The sequence below is a fragment of the Robiginitalea insularis genome (genome assembly GCF_052497835.1).
Genome location: NZ_CP199296.1, coordinates 2856376 through 2873439, shown reverse-complemented (window position 1 = coordinate 2873439; position 17064 = coordinate 2856376). Strand labels below are relative to the sequence as shown.

13 protein-coding genes and 2 tRNA genes are annotated in these 17064 nt (G+C 45.8%); 8 read left to right on the top strand and 7 right to left on the bottom strand.

All coding sequences use genetic code 11. The features are described from left to right. Nucleotides 1-283 precede the first annotated feature (283 nt). Nucleotides 284-368: transfer RNA gene (locus ACT6NV_RS13015), tRNA-Ser, on the bottom strand. A 161-nt stretch (nt 369-529) separates the two neighbouring features. Here ACT6NV_RS13015 and ACT6NV_RS13010 point away from each other — a divergent pair. Both ACT6NV_RS13010 and ACT6NV_RS13005 read left to right on the top strand, forming a co-directional pair. Continuing rightward, the gene (locus ACT6NV_RS13010) at nt 530-1513 is read left to right on the top strand and encodes a carbohydrate kinase family protein (RefSeq protein ID WP_445384874.1); all 984 of its coding nucleotides are present in this window, start codon (nt 530-532) and stop codon (nt 1511-1513) included. Nucleotides 1514-1620: 107 nt separating this feature from the next. After that, nucleotides 1621-3180, top strand: coding sequence for a M28 family peptidase (locus tag ACT6NV_RS13005; protein ID WP_445384873.1), 1560 nt, complete (start codon nt 1621-1623; stop codon nt 3178-3180). Nucleotides 3181-3458: 278 nt separating this feature from the next. Here the strand turns inward: ACT6NV_RS13005 and ACT6NV_RS13000 are convergent. Then, nucleotides 3459-3535, bottom strand: a tRNA-His gene (locus tag ACT6NV_RS13000). A gap of 301 nt (nt 3536-3836) precedes the next feature. Between ACT6NV_RS13000 and ACT6NV_RS12995 the strand changes: the two genes are divergently transcribed. Further along, nucleotides 3837-5936 (top strand): tetratricopeptide repeat-containing sensor histidine kinase, encoded by a 2100-nt coding sequence (locus tag ACT6NV_RS12995; protein WP_445384872.1) that lies wholly within the window; start codon nt 3837-3839, stop codon nt 5934-5936. Here the strand turns inward: ACT6NV_RS12995 and bshB1 are convergent. The 5 genes from bshB1 to ccsA form a co-directional block, all read right to left on the bottom strand. Then, the gene (gene bshB1 / locus ACT6NV_RS12990; RefSeq protein WP_445384871.1) at nt 5933-6655 is read right to left on the bottom strand and encodes a bacillithiol biosynthesis deacetylase BshB1; all 723 of its coding nucleotides are present in this window, start codon (nt 6653-6655) and stop codon (nt 5933-5935) included. The genes ACT6NV_RS12995 and bshB1 overlap by 4 nt on opposite strands. Nucleotides 6656-6673: 18 nt before the next feature. Continuing rightward, nucleotides 6674-7849, bottom strand: coding sequence for a trans-sulfuration enzyme family protein (locus ACT6NV_RS12985; RefSeq protein WP_445384870.1), 1176 nt, complete (start codon nt 7847-7849; stop codon nt 6674-6676). 35 nt (nt 7850-7884) lie between these two features. Beyond that, the gene (locus ACT6NV_RS12980) at nt 7885-9291 is read right to left on the bottom strand and encodes an MATE family efflux transporter (protein WP_445384869.1); all 1407 of its coding nucleotides are present in this window, start codon (nt 9289-9291) and stop codon (nt 7885-7887) included. A gap of 224 nt (nt 9292-9515) precedes the next feature. Then, nucleotides 9516-10073 (bottom strand): hypothetical protein, encoded by a 558-nt coding sequence (locus ACT6NV_RS12975; protein ID WP_445384868.1) that lies wholly within the window; start codon nt 10071-10073, stop codon nt 9516-9518. A 49-nt stretch (nt 10074-10122) separates the two neighbouring features. Further along, nucleotides 10123-13299: a cytochrome c biogenesis protein CcsA gene (gene ccsA / locus ACT6NV_RS12970; RefSeq protein WP_445384867.1), complete on the bottom strand. Its 3177-nt coding sequence runs from the start codon at nt 13297-13299 to the stop codon at nt 10123-10125. A gap of 298 nt (nt 13300-13597) precedes the next feature. On the opposite strand from ccsA, the gene ACT6NV_RS12965 reads away from it, so the two are divergent. From ACT6NV_RS12965 to ACT6NV_RS12945, 5 genes are read left to right on the top strand one after another with little or no spacing between them, the layout of a single operon-like run. After that, on the top strand, nt 13598-14362 hold the full coding sequence (locus ACT6NV_RS12965; RefSeq protein WP_445384866.1) for a Rossmann-like and DUF2520 domain-containing protein: 765 nt from the start codon (nt 13598-13600) through the stop codon (nt 14360-14362). Next, complete coding sequence (locus ACT6NV_RS12960) at nt 14346-14873, top strand: KdsC family phosphatase (protein WP_445384865.1); 528 nt, start codon at nt 14346-14348, stop codon at nt 14871-14873. The genes ACT6NV_RS12965 and ACT6NV_RS12960 overlap by 17 nt, the downstream gene beginning before the upstream one ends. Further along, on the top strand, nt 14873-15466 hold the full coding sequence (locus tag ACT6NV_RS12955) for a Maf family nucleotide pyrophosphatase (protein ID WP_445384864.1): 594 nt from the start codon (nt 14873-14875) through the stop codon (nt 15464-15466). The genes ACT6NV_RS12960 and ACT6NV_RS12955 overlap by 1 nt, the downstream gene beginning before the upstream one ends. Nucleotides 15467-15500: 34 nt before the next feature. Next, entirely contained in the window at nt 15501-16439 is a 939-nt protein-coding gene (locus tag ACT6NV_RS12950; RefSeq protein ID WP_445384863.1) for a septum formation inhibitor Maf, read from the top strand. Nucleotides 16440-16444: 5 nt separating this feature from the next. Further along, complete coding sequence (locus ACT6NV_RS12945) at nt 16445-16990, top strand: mechanosensitive ion channel domain-containing protein (protein ID WP_445384862.1); 546 nt, start codon at nt 16445-16447, stop codon at nt 16988-16990. Nucleotides 16991-17064: the final 74 nt, after the last annotated feature.

Here is a 17064-nt window from a genome sequence, read left to right as displayed (position 1 = left end):
ACATTCAAAGGCCTATTTCATATGGAACTTGGGGATTGGCCCCTAAAGTAGTTGGTAGTGCTTGGAATTTGAGATTTGGAATTTAAAATTTGGCCCCAATAGCTATCGGGGTGGGGATTACACTGCTGATCGCGGCGTGATCCCGGGCGGGGGTCCTGCAATTCTAAAACCCTCGTTCGCTGACGCGAACTTTGCTTTATTCGTTTTTTGGAAAGCCGAAACAAGTTTCGCTTTCTTTCAAAACGAATAAACCCAGACGTTTTCACGTCTGGGTTTTGGGTTGCGGAGGAAGAGGGATTCGAACCCCCGGAGGTGTGACCCTCAACAGTTTTCAAGACTGCCGCATTCGACCACTCTGCCATTCCTCCATTGCGGCTGCAAATATAACAAAGCTTTTCATAAAGATAACAGCCTTTTTTAAGTTTTTAAATCCATTCTGGGTATTACCCCGGGATTTGAGGGATATGGAAAGGGCTGCTGTAATTTTAATCGAAATTTCATATCTTCCAGTCAATATAAGCAGGATTGAATGAGTCAGTATAAAGTTGCTGTTCTGGGTCCCATTCCCAGAGACCACATTACGACACACCGGGGAGAGGTAATCGAGAAATACGGTTGTGCCACCCATACAGCCATCGGGCTGTCAAAACTGCTGGGAAACCAGGGGGAGGTCTATCCCGTTTCCCATGTCAGGCGGAGAGACCTGGAGGGTATAAAAGAAGTGCTGGCCCCCTACTCCAATATACATACGGAATTCATTTCGGATGCGGCAGATCAGGGAGATATCATCAAACTCACCTTTATCGATCAGAACAACCGACTGGAAAAACAAACGGGTTTTATGAATCCTATTGTTCCTGCTGACCTCCGGGAATTATTGGATGCTGATGCTTTTGTGTGTGTCCCCATAACGGACTATGAAGTACCGCTTCCTACACTGCAATATCTTAAAGAAAATAGCAAAGGCTTAATTATTTTTGATGCCCATGGCCCCACCAACACTACTACTATACTGGGTGACCGGCTTATCCGCTTCTGGATAGACAGGGACATGTGGCTGCCTTATATAGATGTATTAAAAATGAACCTGGAAGAGTCCAGATGCTGTTGGTTCGAGAAGGAATATACCCTGGAACAACTTCAACCTTTCCACGACATGAGCACGGACCACCTGGATGAAATGGCTGAGCACGTGCTGAACAAAGGGGTGAAATCCCTAATTGTTACCCTGGATTCTGGGGGATGTGCCGTCTATTACAAAAAGGAAGGTGTCATTCAAAAAGAAATTGTCAATTCAGTCCCGGTCAGCGACGTGGTAGATACAACCGGATGTGGAGATTCCTTTGCCGGTGGCCTGGGTTATGGACTCCTGGAAGATCCTTCCAACTTTGTTCGCGCAGCTAAATACGCGAATGCTTTAGGGGCTCAGCGAACCCAAGGACGCACCTTTGAGGTTTTTAAAAATCTGGAAGAAACCAATGCCATGATCATTAAGGCTTACGGGGCCTTATAAGCAATTTTTGACGGCTGCTGACCGATCTAAATTCCTGATTGAGAAACTTTAGCGAATTGTTTTGATCTTTTCCGTATTTTTGGCCGACTCAATAAACAAAAAGGCCCATGTACAAATATTTCATATTGCTTACCGCCCTATGCCTGGGATGTAATTCCACCCAGAAATCCATTAATGAGAACAACGCTTTACCGGCAGGACCTGCCGATGTGATGAGCTTTGCCAGCACCATCACAGAAGAAGAACTGAAGGAACATCTGTTTACCTACGCCTCAGACGATTTTGAAGGCAGGGAAACCGGTTCTGCAGGTCAGAAAAAAGCCGTGAACTACCTTAGGGAGGCATATACATCTATGGATATCCCAGCAGCAAAAGGAGATGCAGGATATTTTCAAAATGTACCCCTGGAGCTCCGGAAACTTCCTGTGGGCGAGCTTTCTATAGAGGGGCAGGCGTATTCCAATGGCAACGGGTACATTACCTTCCGGTCCGGTGAAGGCACCTATAAAGAGATCGTGTACCTGGGATACGGAATCGATACGGAGCAGTATTCTGATTACAAGGGCGCTGAACTTGATGGAAAAATAGTTTTGGTTCGATCCGGAGAACCTCAAAATGGAGATGGCACCTATCTGCTTACCGGCACAAAGGAGCCCTCAAAATGGAGCAATATGTCAGAAGCTATTGGCAAAAGGCTGGAGGCCGCGCAGGCTCATGGCGTAAAGGCAGTACTTTACGTAGATTCCGGGAATTATTCACGCTATATGCGGTATTTCAACTATATGAAAACCAACAATAGCGGGCAGATGAGCTTGAAAGCTCAGGAGGATGGCCCGCAATTGATATTGCTGGAAGACAAGCTGGCAGTTGGCCTGTATCCCGAACTGATGGAGAGCACTGAAAACAAAGTGATCGCTGCAGAGATCAAAATGGATATTAAAAGCAAAAATGAGGAGGTCTCATCTGAGAATGTCGCTGCTGTAATAAGGGGTAATACCTTCCCGGATGAGTATTTGATTATTTCTTCCCACCTCGATCATATAGGGGTTACTTCCAAGGGAGAAATAAACAATGGAGCGGATGATGACGGCTCAGGAACCGTTGCCATGCTGGAAATCGCAGAGGCTTTTAAACTAGCCGAAAAGGAAGGTGTAGGGCCTAAAAGGTCCATTGTTTTCCTGCATGTAACCGGAGAAGAAAAAGGGTTGCTGGGCTCGCAGTATTATACGGACTTTGAACCGATATTCCCGCTGGAAAAAACCGTGGCCAACCTGAACATTGATATGATCGGCAGAATTGACCCCAAAAGGGAAGGAGACCGGAATTATATCTACCTTATCGGATCTGACAAATTAAGCACTGAACTGCACGAATTATCGGAATCGATCAATAAGCGATATACCAATATCGAGCTGGATTATACCTACAATGATGAGAACGATCCCAACCGGTTTTACTATCGCAGTGATCACTACAATTTTGCCAAAAACAACATTCCTATCATTTTCTATTTTAATGGTACGCATGCAGATTACCACCGGCCAGGGGATACTCCTGATAAAATCAATTACGACCTGCTGGCCAATCGTACCCGCCTGATATTCCACACGGCCTGGGAAGTTGCCAACAGGGATAAACCAGTAGTGGTAGACAAGGCAGCAAAATAGCCTGAAAAAGAAACCAGAAATACAAAGCCCCCGCCGGGGGCTTTTTCTTTTTAAATTTTTGGATAAAAAAAACCTCCGGGTGGTACCCGGAGGTTGGTATGGGGTGGAAGACCGGGCTAACTCAGCTGTTATACAGCCTCGTTGATCCGGAAAAAGGGAAACCTGCTCATACCAACCCCCTATACTTGCGTATAGTTCTTTTTAATCAAAAATTCATGGAATCCCATTCCTGAATTTTTGGATAAAAAAAACCTCCGGGTGGTACCCGGAGGTTGGTATGGGGTGGAAGACCGGGTTCGAACCGGCGACCTCTGGAACCACAATCCAGCGCTCTAACCAGCTGAGCTACAACCACCATTTAAACCTGACCCGAATCTATCACGGTATTTCTCAACGTAATTTTCCTTCTCAGGCGGAGGCAAAGGTACTTTATTTTATTATTTGGATCAAATTAATTCCCAGCATATTTTATCGCGTTACAGCTCCCTCAGCAAGCCTTTCTAAACCTGTCTGACTATATCTGCTAAGCCTATATTTTACGGGAATTCATCGGCTAGATGTACAATTTACCAGATAAAACACACAAAAATGGTCATTTCACAACATAATTTAGTTTGCCTGCCAGCCTGAAAGTATTTTTAGATTTTACTATACCTATGGCTGGTTCGACCAATATATTTACTCGTTATTCCATACGAAAGGCCACTTTCGGGATGCTGAGCTTATCCATCCTCCTGTCCTTTGGAGGGCACAATAAGCTCCTGGCCCAGAGTAACAGCCAGAAAAGGATGCAACAAAAAATTAAGTCCCTTAAAAACCAGGAGGGATTTTCCCCCAGGGATACCGCCTATATCAACCTGCTGAATGACTATGCCCTTGAAATGCGGTTTTTTGATACGGACAGCCTGCTCAAATTGGCAAATGAAGCCATGCGCCTGAGCAAAGAAAGTGGTTATGCCAGAGGGTTGAGTTATTCCCACCTTCGGATAGGTGATTACTGGTCTGATAAAGGAAATACGGAGAAAGCTATTCACCATTACTCAAAAGGGCTTGAGCTGGCTAAGGTGGCCGAAGACAAAAAACTTGAATTGCGTCTGCTGAACAACCTCTCAGGGGAATACGCTTACAAAAGTGATTATTCCCGGGCGCTGGGCGGCTATCTGGAGGCACTGGAACTGGCAGAAAGCCTGGAGGCCCTGTTGTTGCAATCTATTATCAACGAAAATATTGCAAACCTGTATGCCACCCAAAAAGACTACGAAGAGGCCCTGACCTATTTCAAAAAGGTAAAAAAAATCAATACTAACATAGGGGATGAAGTGATTCAGGCAGAAACAATGAGTAACCTGGCATCGCTCTATGCGGATATGTCAGAACTGGATTATGCCATTTTCAATATAAACCAGAGTATTAAGGTTTTTGATGAAAATCAAATCCTGGACTGGCTGGCGTATGCTTATGAAATCAAAGGAAAGATTTATCTTAAAAAATACAACTACAAGTGGGCACTTTATTGGTACCAATTAAGTGAAATCCTGCATAAGCAATTAGAAGACGATCGCTCGCGAATTGACTTGCTCAATGGGATGTCCGAGGCCTACCTGGGCTTGGAGGAAGATAGCCTTGCAAGAAATTATGCCATTAGGGCTTTTAAAATTACCGAAAAAATCAACTTTGTTGAGGGCAAGCAAAAATGTGCCCTGACTCTTTATAAAGTACATAAAAAAGCCGGAGAATATCCTGAGGCGCTGGTCTACCACGAGCTGTACCAGCAATTGAAAGATTCGCTTTCGCGCAGGGAAAATCGTCAAAGCCTCTCGCTGCATAAAACCAAAGCAGCCTATGAACGGCAAAAACTGGAGCTTATAGAGGAAAATGAAAAAGCCCTTGCCCGGCAAAAGCGCTATATACAGGCAGGGTGGAGTATGCTTCTTATTTCTCTGATTATCAGTTACCTGATTTACAGAAGTAAAAAGTTACAAAAAAGGCTGAATACAGAATTACAGGAAAAGAAAGATATCCTGGAGGTCCGCAAAACAGAACTAATAGCAAACAACGAAACCAAAACAAAGCTATTTTCCATTATCGGACACGATTTGAGAGGCCCTATAGGCGCCTTACAGGGACTCCTTAAAATGTTTAAGGACGGCGATGTAAATAAAGAAGAGTTTCTTTCTTTTATCCCAAAACTCAGGGCAGATGTAGACCATATTTACTTTACCCTGAACAACCTGCTCTCCTGGGGACAATCACAATTAAACGGATCCAAAACCAAACCTGCCGATGTCTCCCTTGAAAATATTGTTGAAGAAAACATAAACCTGCTTTCGGAAATTGCCGAAAACAAGTCTATAAAAATCGTCAGCGAAGTAGCACCCAATACGCTGCTCTGGTCCGATCCGAACCATTTGGACATCATTGTCAGGAATCTGATCAGCAATGCCCTGAAATTCACCCCTGAGAACGGAATGGTTACTATCAAAGCCGTTGAAAAGGCTGCTGAATGGGAAATATCCATACGGGATACGGGTGTGGGGATAGACCGGATGACCCTGCAGAAAATCTTTGAAGAGAAGAGCAACCACAGTACTTATGGTACTGCTAACGAAAAAGGTACCGGCCTTGGCTTGTCTCTATGCAAGGAGATGGTTGAAAACAATAACGGGACTATTTGGGTTGAAAGCATACTGCGTAAAGGAAGTACCTTTTACTTCACAATGCCCAAATCGACAAAAAACTACAGTAAAGCCGGTTAAATAAGGTCTTGCAGACTGGACACCGCCACGGGTCTTTCTGCTGTAAAGCCCTCCGCGAACTCAACCCCTATCAGCCGGCCCAGATCCCGGGCCCTATAACTAACACTTTCGGTGAAATTTTTAGAACTTATCGGAGTTTCCGGTTCATCGCTTTTTGGGTCATAAAATTGCGAGCTGTACGCCTGAATTGCCTCTAATTTTTTTTCTATATATCCGCTTATGTCTACCGCAAAGTCCACGGGGAGGTTTTTCCACTGGATGTAATGGTAAACTTGTTTGGGCCTCCAAGGGTCCTGCCATTGTTCATCCCCTTCCAGACGCGTATCTATTTTAACCAGGCCACTTAAGAAACAGGCATCGCTAACCAGAGAACTCCCACGTGCATGATCTATATGCCTGTCTTCTATTGCATTGCATAAAACGATATCCGGCTGAAACCGACGGATCTGACGAATGAGTGCCATCTGATGCTCGGTATCATTCCTGAAAAATCCATCCTTAAATTCCATATTGACCCGTACCATCAGGCCGAGGATTTCAGCTGCTTTTTCAGCTTCCTGGTCCCGGATTTCCGCTGTGCCCCGGGTACCCAGTTCCCCTCTTGTAAGGTCTATAATTCCTACTTTTTTACCCCGGGCAATCTCTTTGGCTATAGTCCCTCCGGCCCCCAGCTCCGCATCGTCCGGATGCGCCCCAAATACTAAAATATCTAATTTCATACTATTATTTCACGGGTTTCAGGAATCCAAAACTCCTGATTTTATTTTGGCATGTTCCAATGCCTGTATTATATCATCCTTTAAATCCTTTATGTCCTCAATTCCGGCTGAAAAACGGATCAGGTTTTCCGATATCCCTGCCTGGTTGCGTTCTTCCGCACTTAGCAGCCCATGTGAGGTCTTGGCGGGAATCACCAGGGTACTTTCAACCCCCGCCAGGCTCATAGAGGCCTTAACCAATTGCAGGGACTTTACGAATCGTTCCAGGGAAATAGCCGGGCCCAGTTCAAAGGACAGCATCCCTCCAAAGCCATTCATCTGACTACAGGCCAGTTCATGACCCGGATGGTCCTTTAGCCCGGGATAGTATACATTCCCGATCTCAGGCAGCTCTTTCAGGAAGCTTGCCAGAGCCATCGCATTTTCATTCTGGGCACGGACCCTCAGGCCCATTGTTTTCAAACTGCGCTCCAACAACCACACGGTGTAATCACTCAGGCTACCACCCAAATTTTTGGCTAATTGGAAAATCCGGTCTATGTGCTCGGCCGATGCTGCCACGGCTCCCGCACAGATATCGGAATGCCCTCCCATATATTTGGTGGCAGAATGTATTATAATGTCAATTCCGAAATCTGCAGGGTTCTGATTTACCGGACTGGCAAAGGTGTTGTCTATCATTGTAAGAAGCCCCTTGCTTTTGGCCAGGGCTGAGACTGCTGCCAGGTCCGTTATGTACAAAAGGGGGTTGGATGGTGTCTCCAGGTACAACAAGCGTGTATTATCCTGAATGGCGTTCTCAAAGCTTTCCGCTTCAGTATCTTCTATAAAGCTGTATTGAATCCCGTATTTATCAAACTCCTCTGTGAGCAGGTTATAAGTGCCCCCATAAATCTGTCTCGGGACAACCACGTGGTCCCCGCTCCTTAAAAACGCCAGCATGGCGGTGCTCACAGCGGCCATCCCGCTTCCAAAAATAAGGGCCTTCTCTGTATGTTCCAGAGCAGCGATCTTAAGGCACAGAGCCTCCTGGTTAGGCGTATTAAAATACCGCGGGTATCGCTTGATATCCACATCGTCATAGGCGTAGGATGAGCTCATATACAATGGAGATACGGCTCCCTTGAATTGTTCGTCCTTCAATTCCCCTGTATGGGTGCAGACCGTATTTAATCCGTGCTTACTGTTTTTCATACTTAGTTACTTGGTCCTCAAAGTTACTAATTTACTCACACCTCTACACGCTTCCATTTCCCCTTTTTAAAGGCAAGAAGAGCCAGGACTGTCAGTAAAACCTCAGCGAGGGTAATTGCGAGAAATACCCCTATAGGCCCCATATCCATTACTATCGCCAGAGTATAGGCAAAAGGCAGCTGGAACAACCAAAAGGCTACCAAATTAATTCGGGTTGGGGTAGCTGTATCCCCGGAACCGTTAAAGGCCTGTGTAACCACCATTCCGTAGGCGTAGAAAATATATCCTGCAGCTATTATCCTTAAACAAAGTGATCCCTGGCTTACTACCTCTGCCTGGTCGCTGAAAAGAAGCATTAATTCAGGGGCATAAACCAAATATATTACTGAAACCAAAACCATAAATACAGCATTATACTTGCTTGTCTTCCAAACAGATATTTCAGCTCTTTCAGGTTTCTTAGCGCCCAGGTTCTGCCCCACCAGCGTGGCTGCTGCATTGCTCATCCCCCATGATGGCATCAGGGTAAACATCATTACCCGTATGGCAATGGTATAGCCGGCCAATACTTCACTTCCGAACTCACTCATAATCCGCATCAGGAAAACCCAGCTGGAGGTTCCTATAAGGAATTGGGCAATCCCTCCCACGGAAACCCGGATTAAATTGAACATCACCTTAAAATTAATCGACCAGGAGCGCAGCCCGACCTGAATCCGGCTCCAGCCAAAAACGAGAATACTCAATTGAAAAAGTACAGCTGTACCCCGGCCAATATTCGTGGCTATAGCAGCCCCCATTACCCCAAATTCGGGAATGGGCCCCCAGCCAAAAATAAAAATGGGGTCCAGGATAATATTAAGGCCATTGGAAAGCACCAGGGTCCACATGGCCATGGATGCATCCCCTGCCCCCCTGAAGATGGCATTGATCAGGAAAAGGAGCATGATGGTAATATTACCCCCAATCAGCCATTTCGTGTAACCGTACCCCTCCTCTATTAAATCAACTGAACCACCCATAAGGGAAAGGATTTCCTTTGCATACAACAGGCCGATTACTCCGACACCTATAGCAACAAGACACCCCAGCAGGATGGCCTGAACCGCAGCTTCCCTGGCGCCATTTATGTTTTTCTCCCCTACTCTTCTGGCCACTACAGCAGTGGCCGCCATGCTCAGGCCTATGGCAACGGCATATATAAGTGTGATTACAGACTCGGTAAGGCCTATGGTCGCCACGGCATTCACGCTAACACGGGAAACATAGGCAATATCCACTACGGCGAATACCGATTCCATCATCATTTCAAGAATCATGGGGATGGAAAGTAAAAAAATGGCTTTGCGGATACTCCCGCTTGTAAAATCAGTCTCTTTCCCACGAAGGGCCAGCAGGAAATAATGAAAAAACTTATGAATTGGGTTCTTAAATGTAGTCATGAGAAGAAATTATGTCAAATAGCTATATTAACACCTCGGTGTTCTGAAGAAGAGCAGGAGCCGGCTCATGCCAGCTCTACAGCAAACGGTAACATAATTCTTAAGACTTCATGATGCCTCAAAGATGCAGATAAATTTGCAATTTTTCCAAATAAAATTAAGAGGCAATGTATTTTCAAGGCAAATAGCCCTGTTGCAGTGTTATGCGGTAACCGGATGATGTATCAATCGATACGTTTTGGCCCTGCGCTGTCATCGTGGATTATCCAGTGCTCATCCTGCAGGGATTTGTACCCGACCTCGTAACGTACCCCTTCCCTTTCAATCCGGTCAAGGGATTGAAGCAATAACCCATAGTCTTCCGGGGAATTCGTAACTGACAGGATGGTATAGGAGGTATTGGCAGGTATGGCTATACCCTCTTCAAGGGTGCCAAAATTAAAGGCTTTCAGACTGTCCAGGGAAGGATCGAGTTCCCGCAGCAAACTAAGCAGTTCATAATTATATTCTGCGACGTTGTAGTCCGAACCCTTGTATTTAATCCTGACCGATTCCAGTATGGCAGGCCCGACGCCGTGGTTGACGAGTTTTAGCTCAAAACTGTTTTCTGCCGGGTTGTTGGAAGTGGATATTTGCAGGTACGGAAGGATGGAAAGGTAATTCTGCCGGCTCATCAGGTTTGTCTGGTAGATAAAAATCAGCAGGGTCAAAAAACTCATGGCCATAGCACTGAGGCTAAGGATTTTTTCCGAATTCCACTTGATTTTTAGTTTCTTAGCCATTCTTCAGACCATATTTATCTCAAAAATAAAAAAAGAGGCAGAAAACGGCCTAATTTGAGTAATGAACCTTATACCGCCAGTAGCTTAGTAAACCAAGTAAGAGCACTCCGGCCACTGTATACCATACAAAGGTTGGTGTAATAACCTGGGCCCCGCTGGCATAACTGTGCAGACCCACCAGGTAGAAATTAACCCCGAAATAAGTCATCATAATACTGGCAAAAGCCAGGATACTCAGAAAATTAAAGGTCCATTGCCCTCTCAGGCCGGGTACCAGGCGCGTGTGTATCACAAAAGCGTATACCAAAATCGAAATAAGTGCCCAGGTCTCCTTGGGGTCCCAGCCCCAGTATCTTCCCCAGCTTTCGTTGGCCCATTGGCCTCCGAGGAAGTTCCCTATGGTCAGCATAATCAGCCCTATGGTCAGGGCCAGTTCATTAATAATAGTTAGTTCCTTAAGGTTCAGGCGCATCCGCTCTTTGTTTTTACTATTGGTGAGCAGGATTAGGATGAGGGAGACCACACCCAGGATCATCCCAACGGTCAGCGGGCCATAACTACCCACAATTACCGCCACATGTATCATCAGCCAGTAACTGTCCAGTACGGGTTGCAGGTTTGCAATACTCGGGTCTACCCAACTTTGGTGTGCTATCCACAGCAACATGGCAGTAACAAAGCCCGAAGCCGCTATGGTCATATCGCTTTTGCGCCCCAGCCATAACCCCATCCCCATACAGGCCCAGGAGACGTATAAAATACTTTCGTATGCATCACTCCAGGGGGCGTGCCCGGAGATGTACCAGCGCATGATAAGGCCAGCGGTTTGCCAGACAAAGAAAATGAGCAGGGTCCCTTTCAGGAAATACGTTGCAATTTTCCACAAACGCCGCTCTTTGAAAATCCGGAATATCAAAATAAAAAACAACAACACCCCCGCCAGTGCATAATATTTATAGAGGCGGTTAAAAAGGTCCAGCTTGTTATAAAGCACCTCTGCCTTAACTTTCCCTTCAGCCGGAAGAACTTCACTCCCGTGGTTAGATTGATTCTTTTTAAAAGCGGCCAGCAATTTGTCCGATTCGGAAAAATCTCCGGTCTGTAGCCCGTTTTGAAGGGACATCAAATAATAGGGAACCGCATTATTGATAAAATTGGCATAAAGCGAGTCCGGAACCATGTAATTCCCGCTCTGGTAATCCGTACGGGAAATCCATTTGTTATTCTCGTCATTGATCAATGGGAATACCCTTAAGATTTCACCGCTGAGGGCCCGGTTCAGTAAGCCCAGCCGGAAATAGGCGTCCTTAAAGTCCTGTTGAAACTTGTTGGGGTTATTCGTGGCAAATGCCTCCTCTAATACGGGATCCAGTTTGTTCAGTCCCTGATCATCAAAAAAATCGATCAGGCGAACGTATCGCTGCTCCGAAGGAATGCCTATCAGTTTTCGGATGCTGTCGTTCTGTCCCTTTTTATCCAGTGCAATGAACTCTGTTACTGTCCAGAGATTGGGGCGCATCATCATGGATAGCAGAACCTGATCGGCCGTAAGGCCCTTGTAATTATCCTTAAAACTAAGCTTCCGTACCAGCTCGGAGGCAAAAGTATTGATAGGTTTCATCCTTCCACCCTCATCCTGAATCACCAGATGGCCGAATTTGGCTGCCTGCTCTGCCGGGATGGAGGTTGCAAAGATCAGGGAATCTACCATCTGCTGATCCGGCAAGGCCCTGTGGTTGTGGTCTGTAGTATCTGCTATCTGCTGGGCAGACGTCCAAAGGGGTAGCAGCAGGAATAGCAAAATGCCAAGACTGGCCTTTTTTTGTTTTGTTTTTTCAAGCATCCGGGCCAGCTCTTTAAAGCGGGTCTTCCCGAAGAACAATATCCCCAAGAGTCCGGCGTATAAAAGGAAATACCCGATATAGGTAATCCAGGTCCCCCAAAAGTCATGATTTACAGACAGGACGGTCCCCTTTTCATCGGGGTCAAAACTGGCCTGGAAAAACCGGTAGCCCTCATGGTCAAGCACGTGGTTCATATAGATGTCGTAATCAAAAGGCCTCTCGTCCACCACGGTGATTTTACTCATAAAAGAAGAATATCCCTTTTCCGTACCGGGATACTTCTCGGCAATAAAGTCATTCAGGCGAATTTCAAAAGGCAATTCCCTGACTTTAGACCCGTAAGCCATCCGGAAAGACAAGCCACCCAGCTCAACCGGTTCTGAGTATTTAGAATGTCCCTTCCCCCCCAGAATGGCCTTCTGAATTTTCTGGTCTCCGGATGTGATTTCGAGTACCAGCGCATCCTGGTCCCCCTCTGTCCGTTCTTCCTCAGGGATGGGGATGATTTCGTAGCTACCCCGAACGGGAGGTTCCGGGATTACAAATTGCATGCTTTCAAGGGTATACAGGGAACGGAGCTGTAAAGGCTGTACACTGTCTGTCTGCAACTGCCCGCTAAACTGATCGGCCATTCTCATAAAACTACCTGCAAATGGGGACTCAATACTCAGTCCCGATTCTTCCTGCCTGATATTTATAGCACCCTCAACCTGATTGTTAAGAGTAAAAAGCACATTGTGAATATTCGAAATTTCTCCTTCTTCCAGGTAGTGATCATGGCGATTCCCATCCCCTGCTTCCACTATTTTCAGATACATTTTTCCCTGAGGATCCGGTCTTAGCCCGAATTTGGCGCTTTCAATAAAATCCACATAGGAGATCCGAAAAGGGGTGCCGTCAAAATCCGCCTTCCAGGGTAAACTGGATTGAAGCCCCTGCTCGGTAACCAGAATATCATCTTCAAGAATTTTGCGCTGGGGTTGGCCATTAATGGTGCCGTCCGCAAATACCGTCAGGTAGGTTTTATCGGAATAAAAAACATTTTCAGTGGCTCCCTCGCGGATAGGCATTACCCCCTCATAGCTGATATAGCGGGTAACAAAGGCACCAAGAATTATAAGGATCCAGGAGAGGTGCAATAGCAGTACCGGCCACTTTTCCCACCGCAGCAAGCGGTAACGGGAAATGTTGCCAATAAAATTTATCACGAAAAAAACCATGATGGCCTCAAACCACCAGGCATTATAAATCCAGATTCGGGCTGTTTCTGTGCTGTACCAACTCTCTATAAATGTTCCAAAGGCCATGGCAGTAGCCATAAGCAAGAATAAAACAGCCATCAGACGGGTAGAGAATAGGATTTTTTGAAGGCTTCTGAGCATGTCAGCTTTTCAAATGATTTTCGGATGCAAAATTACAGTATTTATGGTCTAAAAAAAGGCTATAGCCACTGGTAATTGGGTTCCGATGTTATAAAATAAGCAATCTGACAGCTTTTAAAGGCTAATCATTTGTTTATCTGACCCTTAACCATTGCTTAATTGCCGCTTAAAAAAAAGTTAAAGTCGGGATGAAAGATAATTAATCTATTACACCTTTTAATTCCTCCCCGTTGAACCTAATAATGCAGGTATTGAACGAAACTAATCCTGTGTCCTCCAGATATCTTATTTTTACCCCATGACCAGGATTGCACTTATCGGAAACGGAAATCTGGCTTTTCACCTGCATCGGGCCATTGAACGTTCGGCAGGGCTCGAACTTACCCAACTGATTGGCCGGGATACAGAAAAATTTGCCGGTTTTGAGACCAGGGTGCCCATAGCCGATTTCAAATCTGAAGTAATTGCTGCCGATGTATACCTGCTCGCAGTTTCGGATGCAGCAATCGGGGAAATTGCGGGACTATTACCCGATACCGGAGCACTGTTGCTGCATACCTCGGGTGCGGTTCCGTTAGATGCCTTAAAGCCCTGGAAAAGACGCGGGGTGCTTTATCCTCTGCAGACTTTCAGCCGTAACAGAGCCGTAAATTTCACAGAAGTCTCGCTGTGTATTGAAGCAGCTGCCCCTGAAGACTATTCGCAGCTTAAAGACTTAGCGGGCATGCTCAGTTCGAAGGTGGTAAAAGTGGATACAGACAACCGGCTAAATCTGCATCAGGCAGCCGTTTACATAAATAATTTCACAAACCATTTGGTACATTTGGGTCAGGATTTTTGTCGCAAGAGTGAGCTTCCCACAGAAATGCTTCAGCCTCTTCTTAGGGAAACTTTTGAAAAATTAAAAGAAATGGACGCCTATTCGGCCCAAACGGGGCCCGCCAGAAGACGGGATACGCCCACGCTCCAAAAGCATTTGAACAACCTGGACGATCCGCTTGCAAAACAGCTTTATCAGATTTTAACGCAATCCATACAGAATACATATGAAAAAGAACGCTAAAGAATTATTCAGGTGGGTACACACCTTTGTTTTTGATGTTGATGGCGTCTTTACGGATAGTACCCTGCTGATTACCAGTGAAGGGGAATTGTTGAGAAAAATGAATGTCCGGGACGGATATGCCGTAAAAATGGCCCTGGGCTGCGGCTATCGTATATGCATTATCAGCGGGGGGTCCAATGAAGGGGTTGCCAAACGGTTGGGGGCCCTTGGGATTACGGATATTTTTCTGGGGACTGACGACAAGCTGAGTGTGCTTAAGTCCTACACAAAGACGCATTCCCTGGATGCTGCCGGCATTTTGTATATGGGTGACGATATCCCGGACATCCCGGCCATGGAGGCAGCAGGAATGGTCTGCTGCCCTCAGGATTCGGTGCCCGAAGTGAAAGCCGTTTCGGATTACATTTCCCATATAAAAGGAGGCCAAGGCTGTGTGCGGGATATTATTGAGCAGGTCCTAAAAGTACAGGGTAAGTGGCAGCAACACTTTAATGCGGCCCAGGACTAATGGAGTTTCAGCTGCCTTTTTTAAAGGTTATCCTGGGCTCTGCCTCTCCCAGGAGAAAAGAATTGCTCCAACAACTGGGATTGGATTTTGAAGTGGTTGGAGCTCATGTTGATGAGACCTATCCTGATGTGTTAAAACATTACCATATAACTGATTACCTTTCCTCACTTAAAGCCGGTTCTCTAATGAATCTTTTGGATGGGGACACCCTTTTGATCACCGCCGATACCATTGTCTGGCATAATGAGAGGGTTTTGGAGAAACCTGCTGATCTTACAGAAGCGCGTCAAACACTCGAGCAATTGTCAGACTCCTGGCACGAAGTGATCACGTCCGTATGCTTCAGAAGCCTTAAAGAAAACTATTTGGTGCATGATGTAACTGAAGTGCGATTCGGGAGGCTGGATACTGAAATGATATCGGCCTATTTCGAAAAAGGCAACCCGCTGGACAAGGCTGGAGCTTATGGGATACAGGAATGGATAGGCCTGGTTGGAATAACCGAAATAAAAGGGTCTTATACGAACGTGGTAGGCTTGCCCACCGCATTAGTTTATAATACGTTAAGACGCATGGCCGGGCGAGGCGATTGACGTATTTTTGCATCAAAATTGTGTTATGTACAGAATGAAGACCCCAATAATCAAATCCATATTACTGAGCACGGTTGTTTTTTTTACAGCCTGTGGGGAAAGTCCGAAAAAAGACTCCCCAACATTAACACAGCCTGAGGCTGAAACTGCGGAATTACCACCTGCAAAACCCCTGAGCGAATCTTTCAAAGATTACTGGTATGCCGGGGTTGCCGAACTAAGTGCCTATGAGATAAGTGAGGCTCGCTACGGGGAATTAAGGGAAGGGCACGCAGTCCTTATTTACGTCACAGAGCCCTTTAATACAGAGAAGCAGGTAAAGGCAGACCGTCCGGATGAGCTGGCGGTTTCGGTTTTAAAATTAAACCGCACCAAAAAGTACCTTACAGGCATTTATCCTTACTCCATAATGAGCAGTATTTTCTATCCGGTATCAGACAATCAGCATGCGCTGAAGGTCAGCACCTCGGTTCAGGAGTGGTGCGGACATGTTTACATGCAACTCAATAACAGGGAATCCTTCCAGATCCAATCGCACAGTTATTTTGAAAGTGAAGCAGACCAGGATATAGCATTGTCCAAAGTAATTACCGAAGACGAGCTATGGACCAAATTGCGGATTGACCCTGATTCACTCCCCACCGGAGAACACCAGCTACTGCCCTCCCTTGAATACCTGAGGCTCAAGCATTTGCCCATTAAGGCCTATAAAGCTGTTTTGACGCTTTCAGACCCGGGACAGCTCCGGACCTATACAATCACCTACCCGGAACTCAACCGAAGCCTGCAGCTGCATTTTGAAGGTGACTTCCCCTATATCCTGCAGGGGTGGACTGAAACACAGCCAGCCGGCTTCAGGGATAATTCAGGTGCTATCACCTCTACGGCCCGGCTGAAAAAACGCATAAATACACCTTATTGGAGACAGAACAGCAATAAAGATATTATCCTGAGGGATAGTTTAGGACTATAAGAACTATGGAAGAATTCTGGCAACTCTACCAAAACGAAATACTAAGTACCCTGATATGCATGGCAATCCTGTTCGTCACAAGGCTTGTTTCCATTCAAACCATTAAGCGGATTGGTCGAATCAGTGATTTAAATAAACTTCGCACTAGGCTGATTATTAAGTATGTAGTTATTGGTCACTCTCTCATTTTTATCGCAGCCCTCCTGCTTATTTGGGGGGTCAACATCAAAGACTTAGGGCTTATTCTTTCATCCGTCTTTGCAATTATAGGGGTGGCACTTTTTGCCTCCTGGTCCATTTTGAGCAATGTTACGGCAGGGGTGATTTTATTTTTCTCCTTCCCCTTTAAAATAGGAGATCGCATTCGTATTATGGATAAAGACCTGGACAGTTCCGAGGATTATATGATTGAGGATATCAAGGCCTATCACCTGCATCTTCGTAAAAGAAATGGAGAGCTAATCACCTACCCCAACAACCTGATGCTTCAAAAAGCCGTTACCGTTCTCAACCCCCTGGAAGAAGATCAGGAGGGAACAGATGCTATTTAGGTGTTAAAGAAGTTCTAAATTCAGGACAGGACTACCTAATCTTTCTATCTTTGAGAGCCGACAAAACCTTCTGA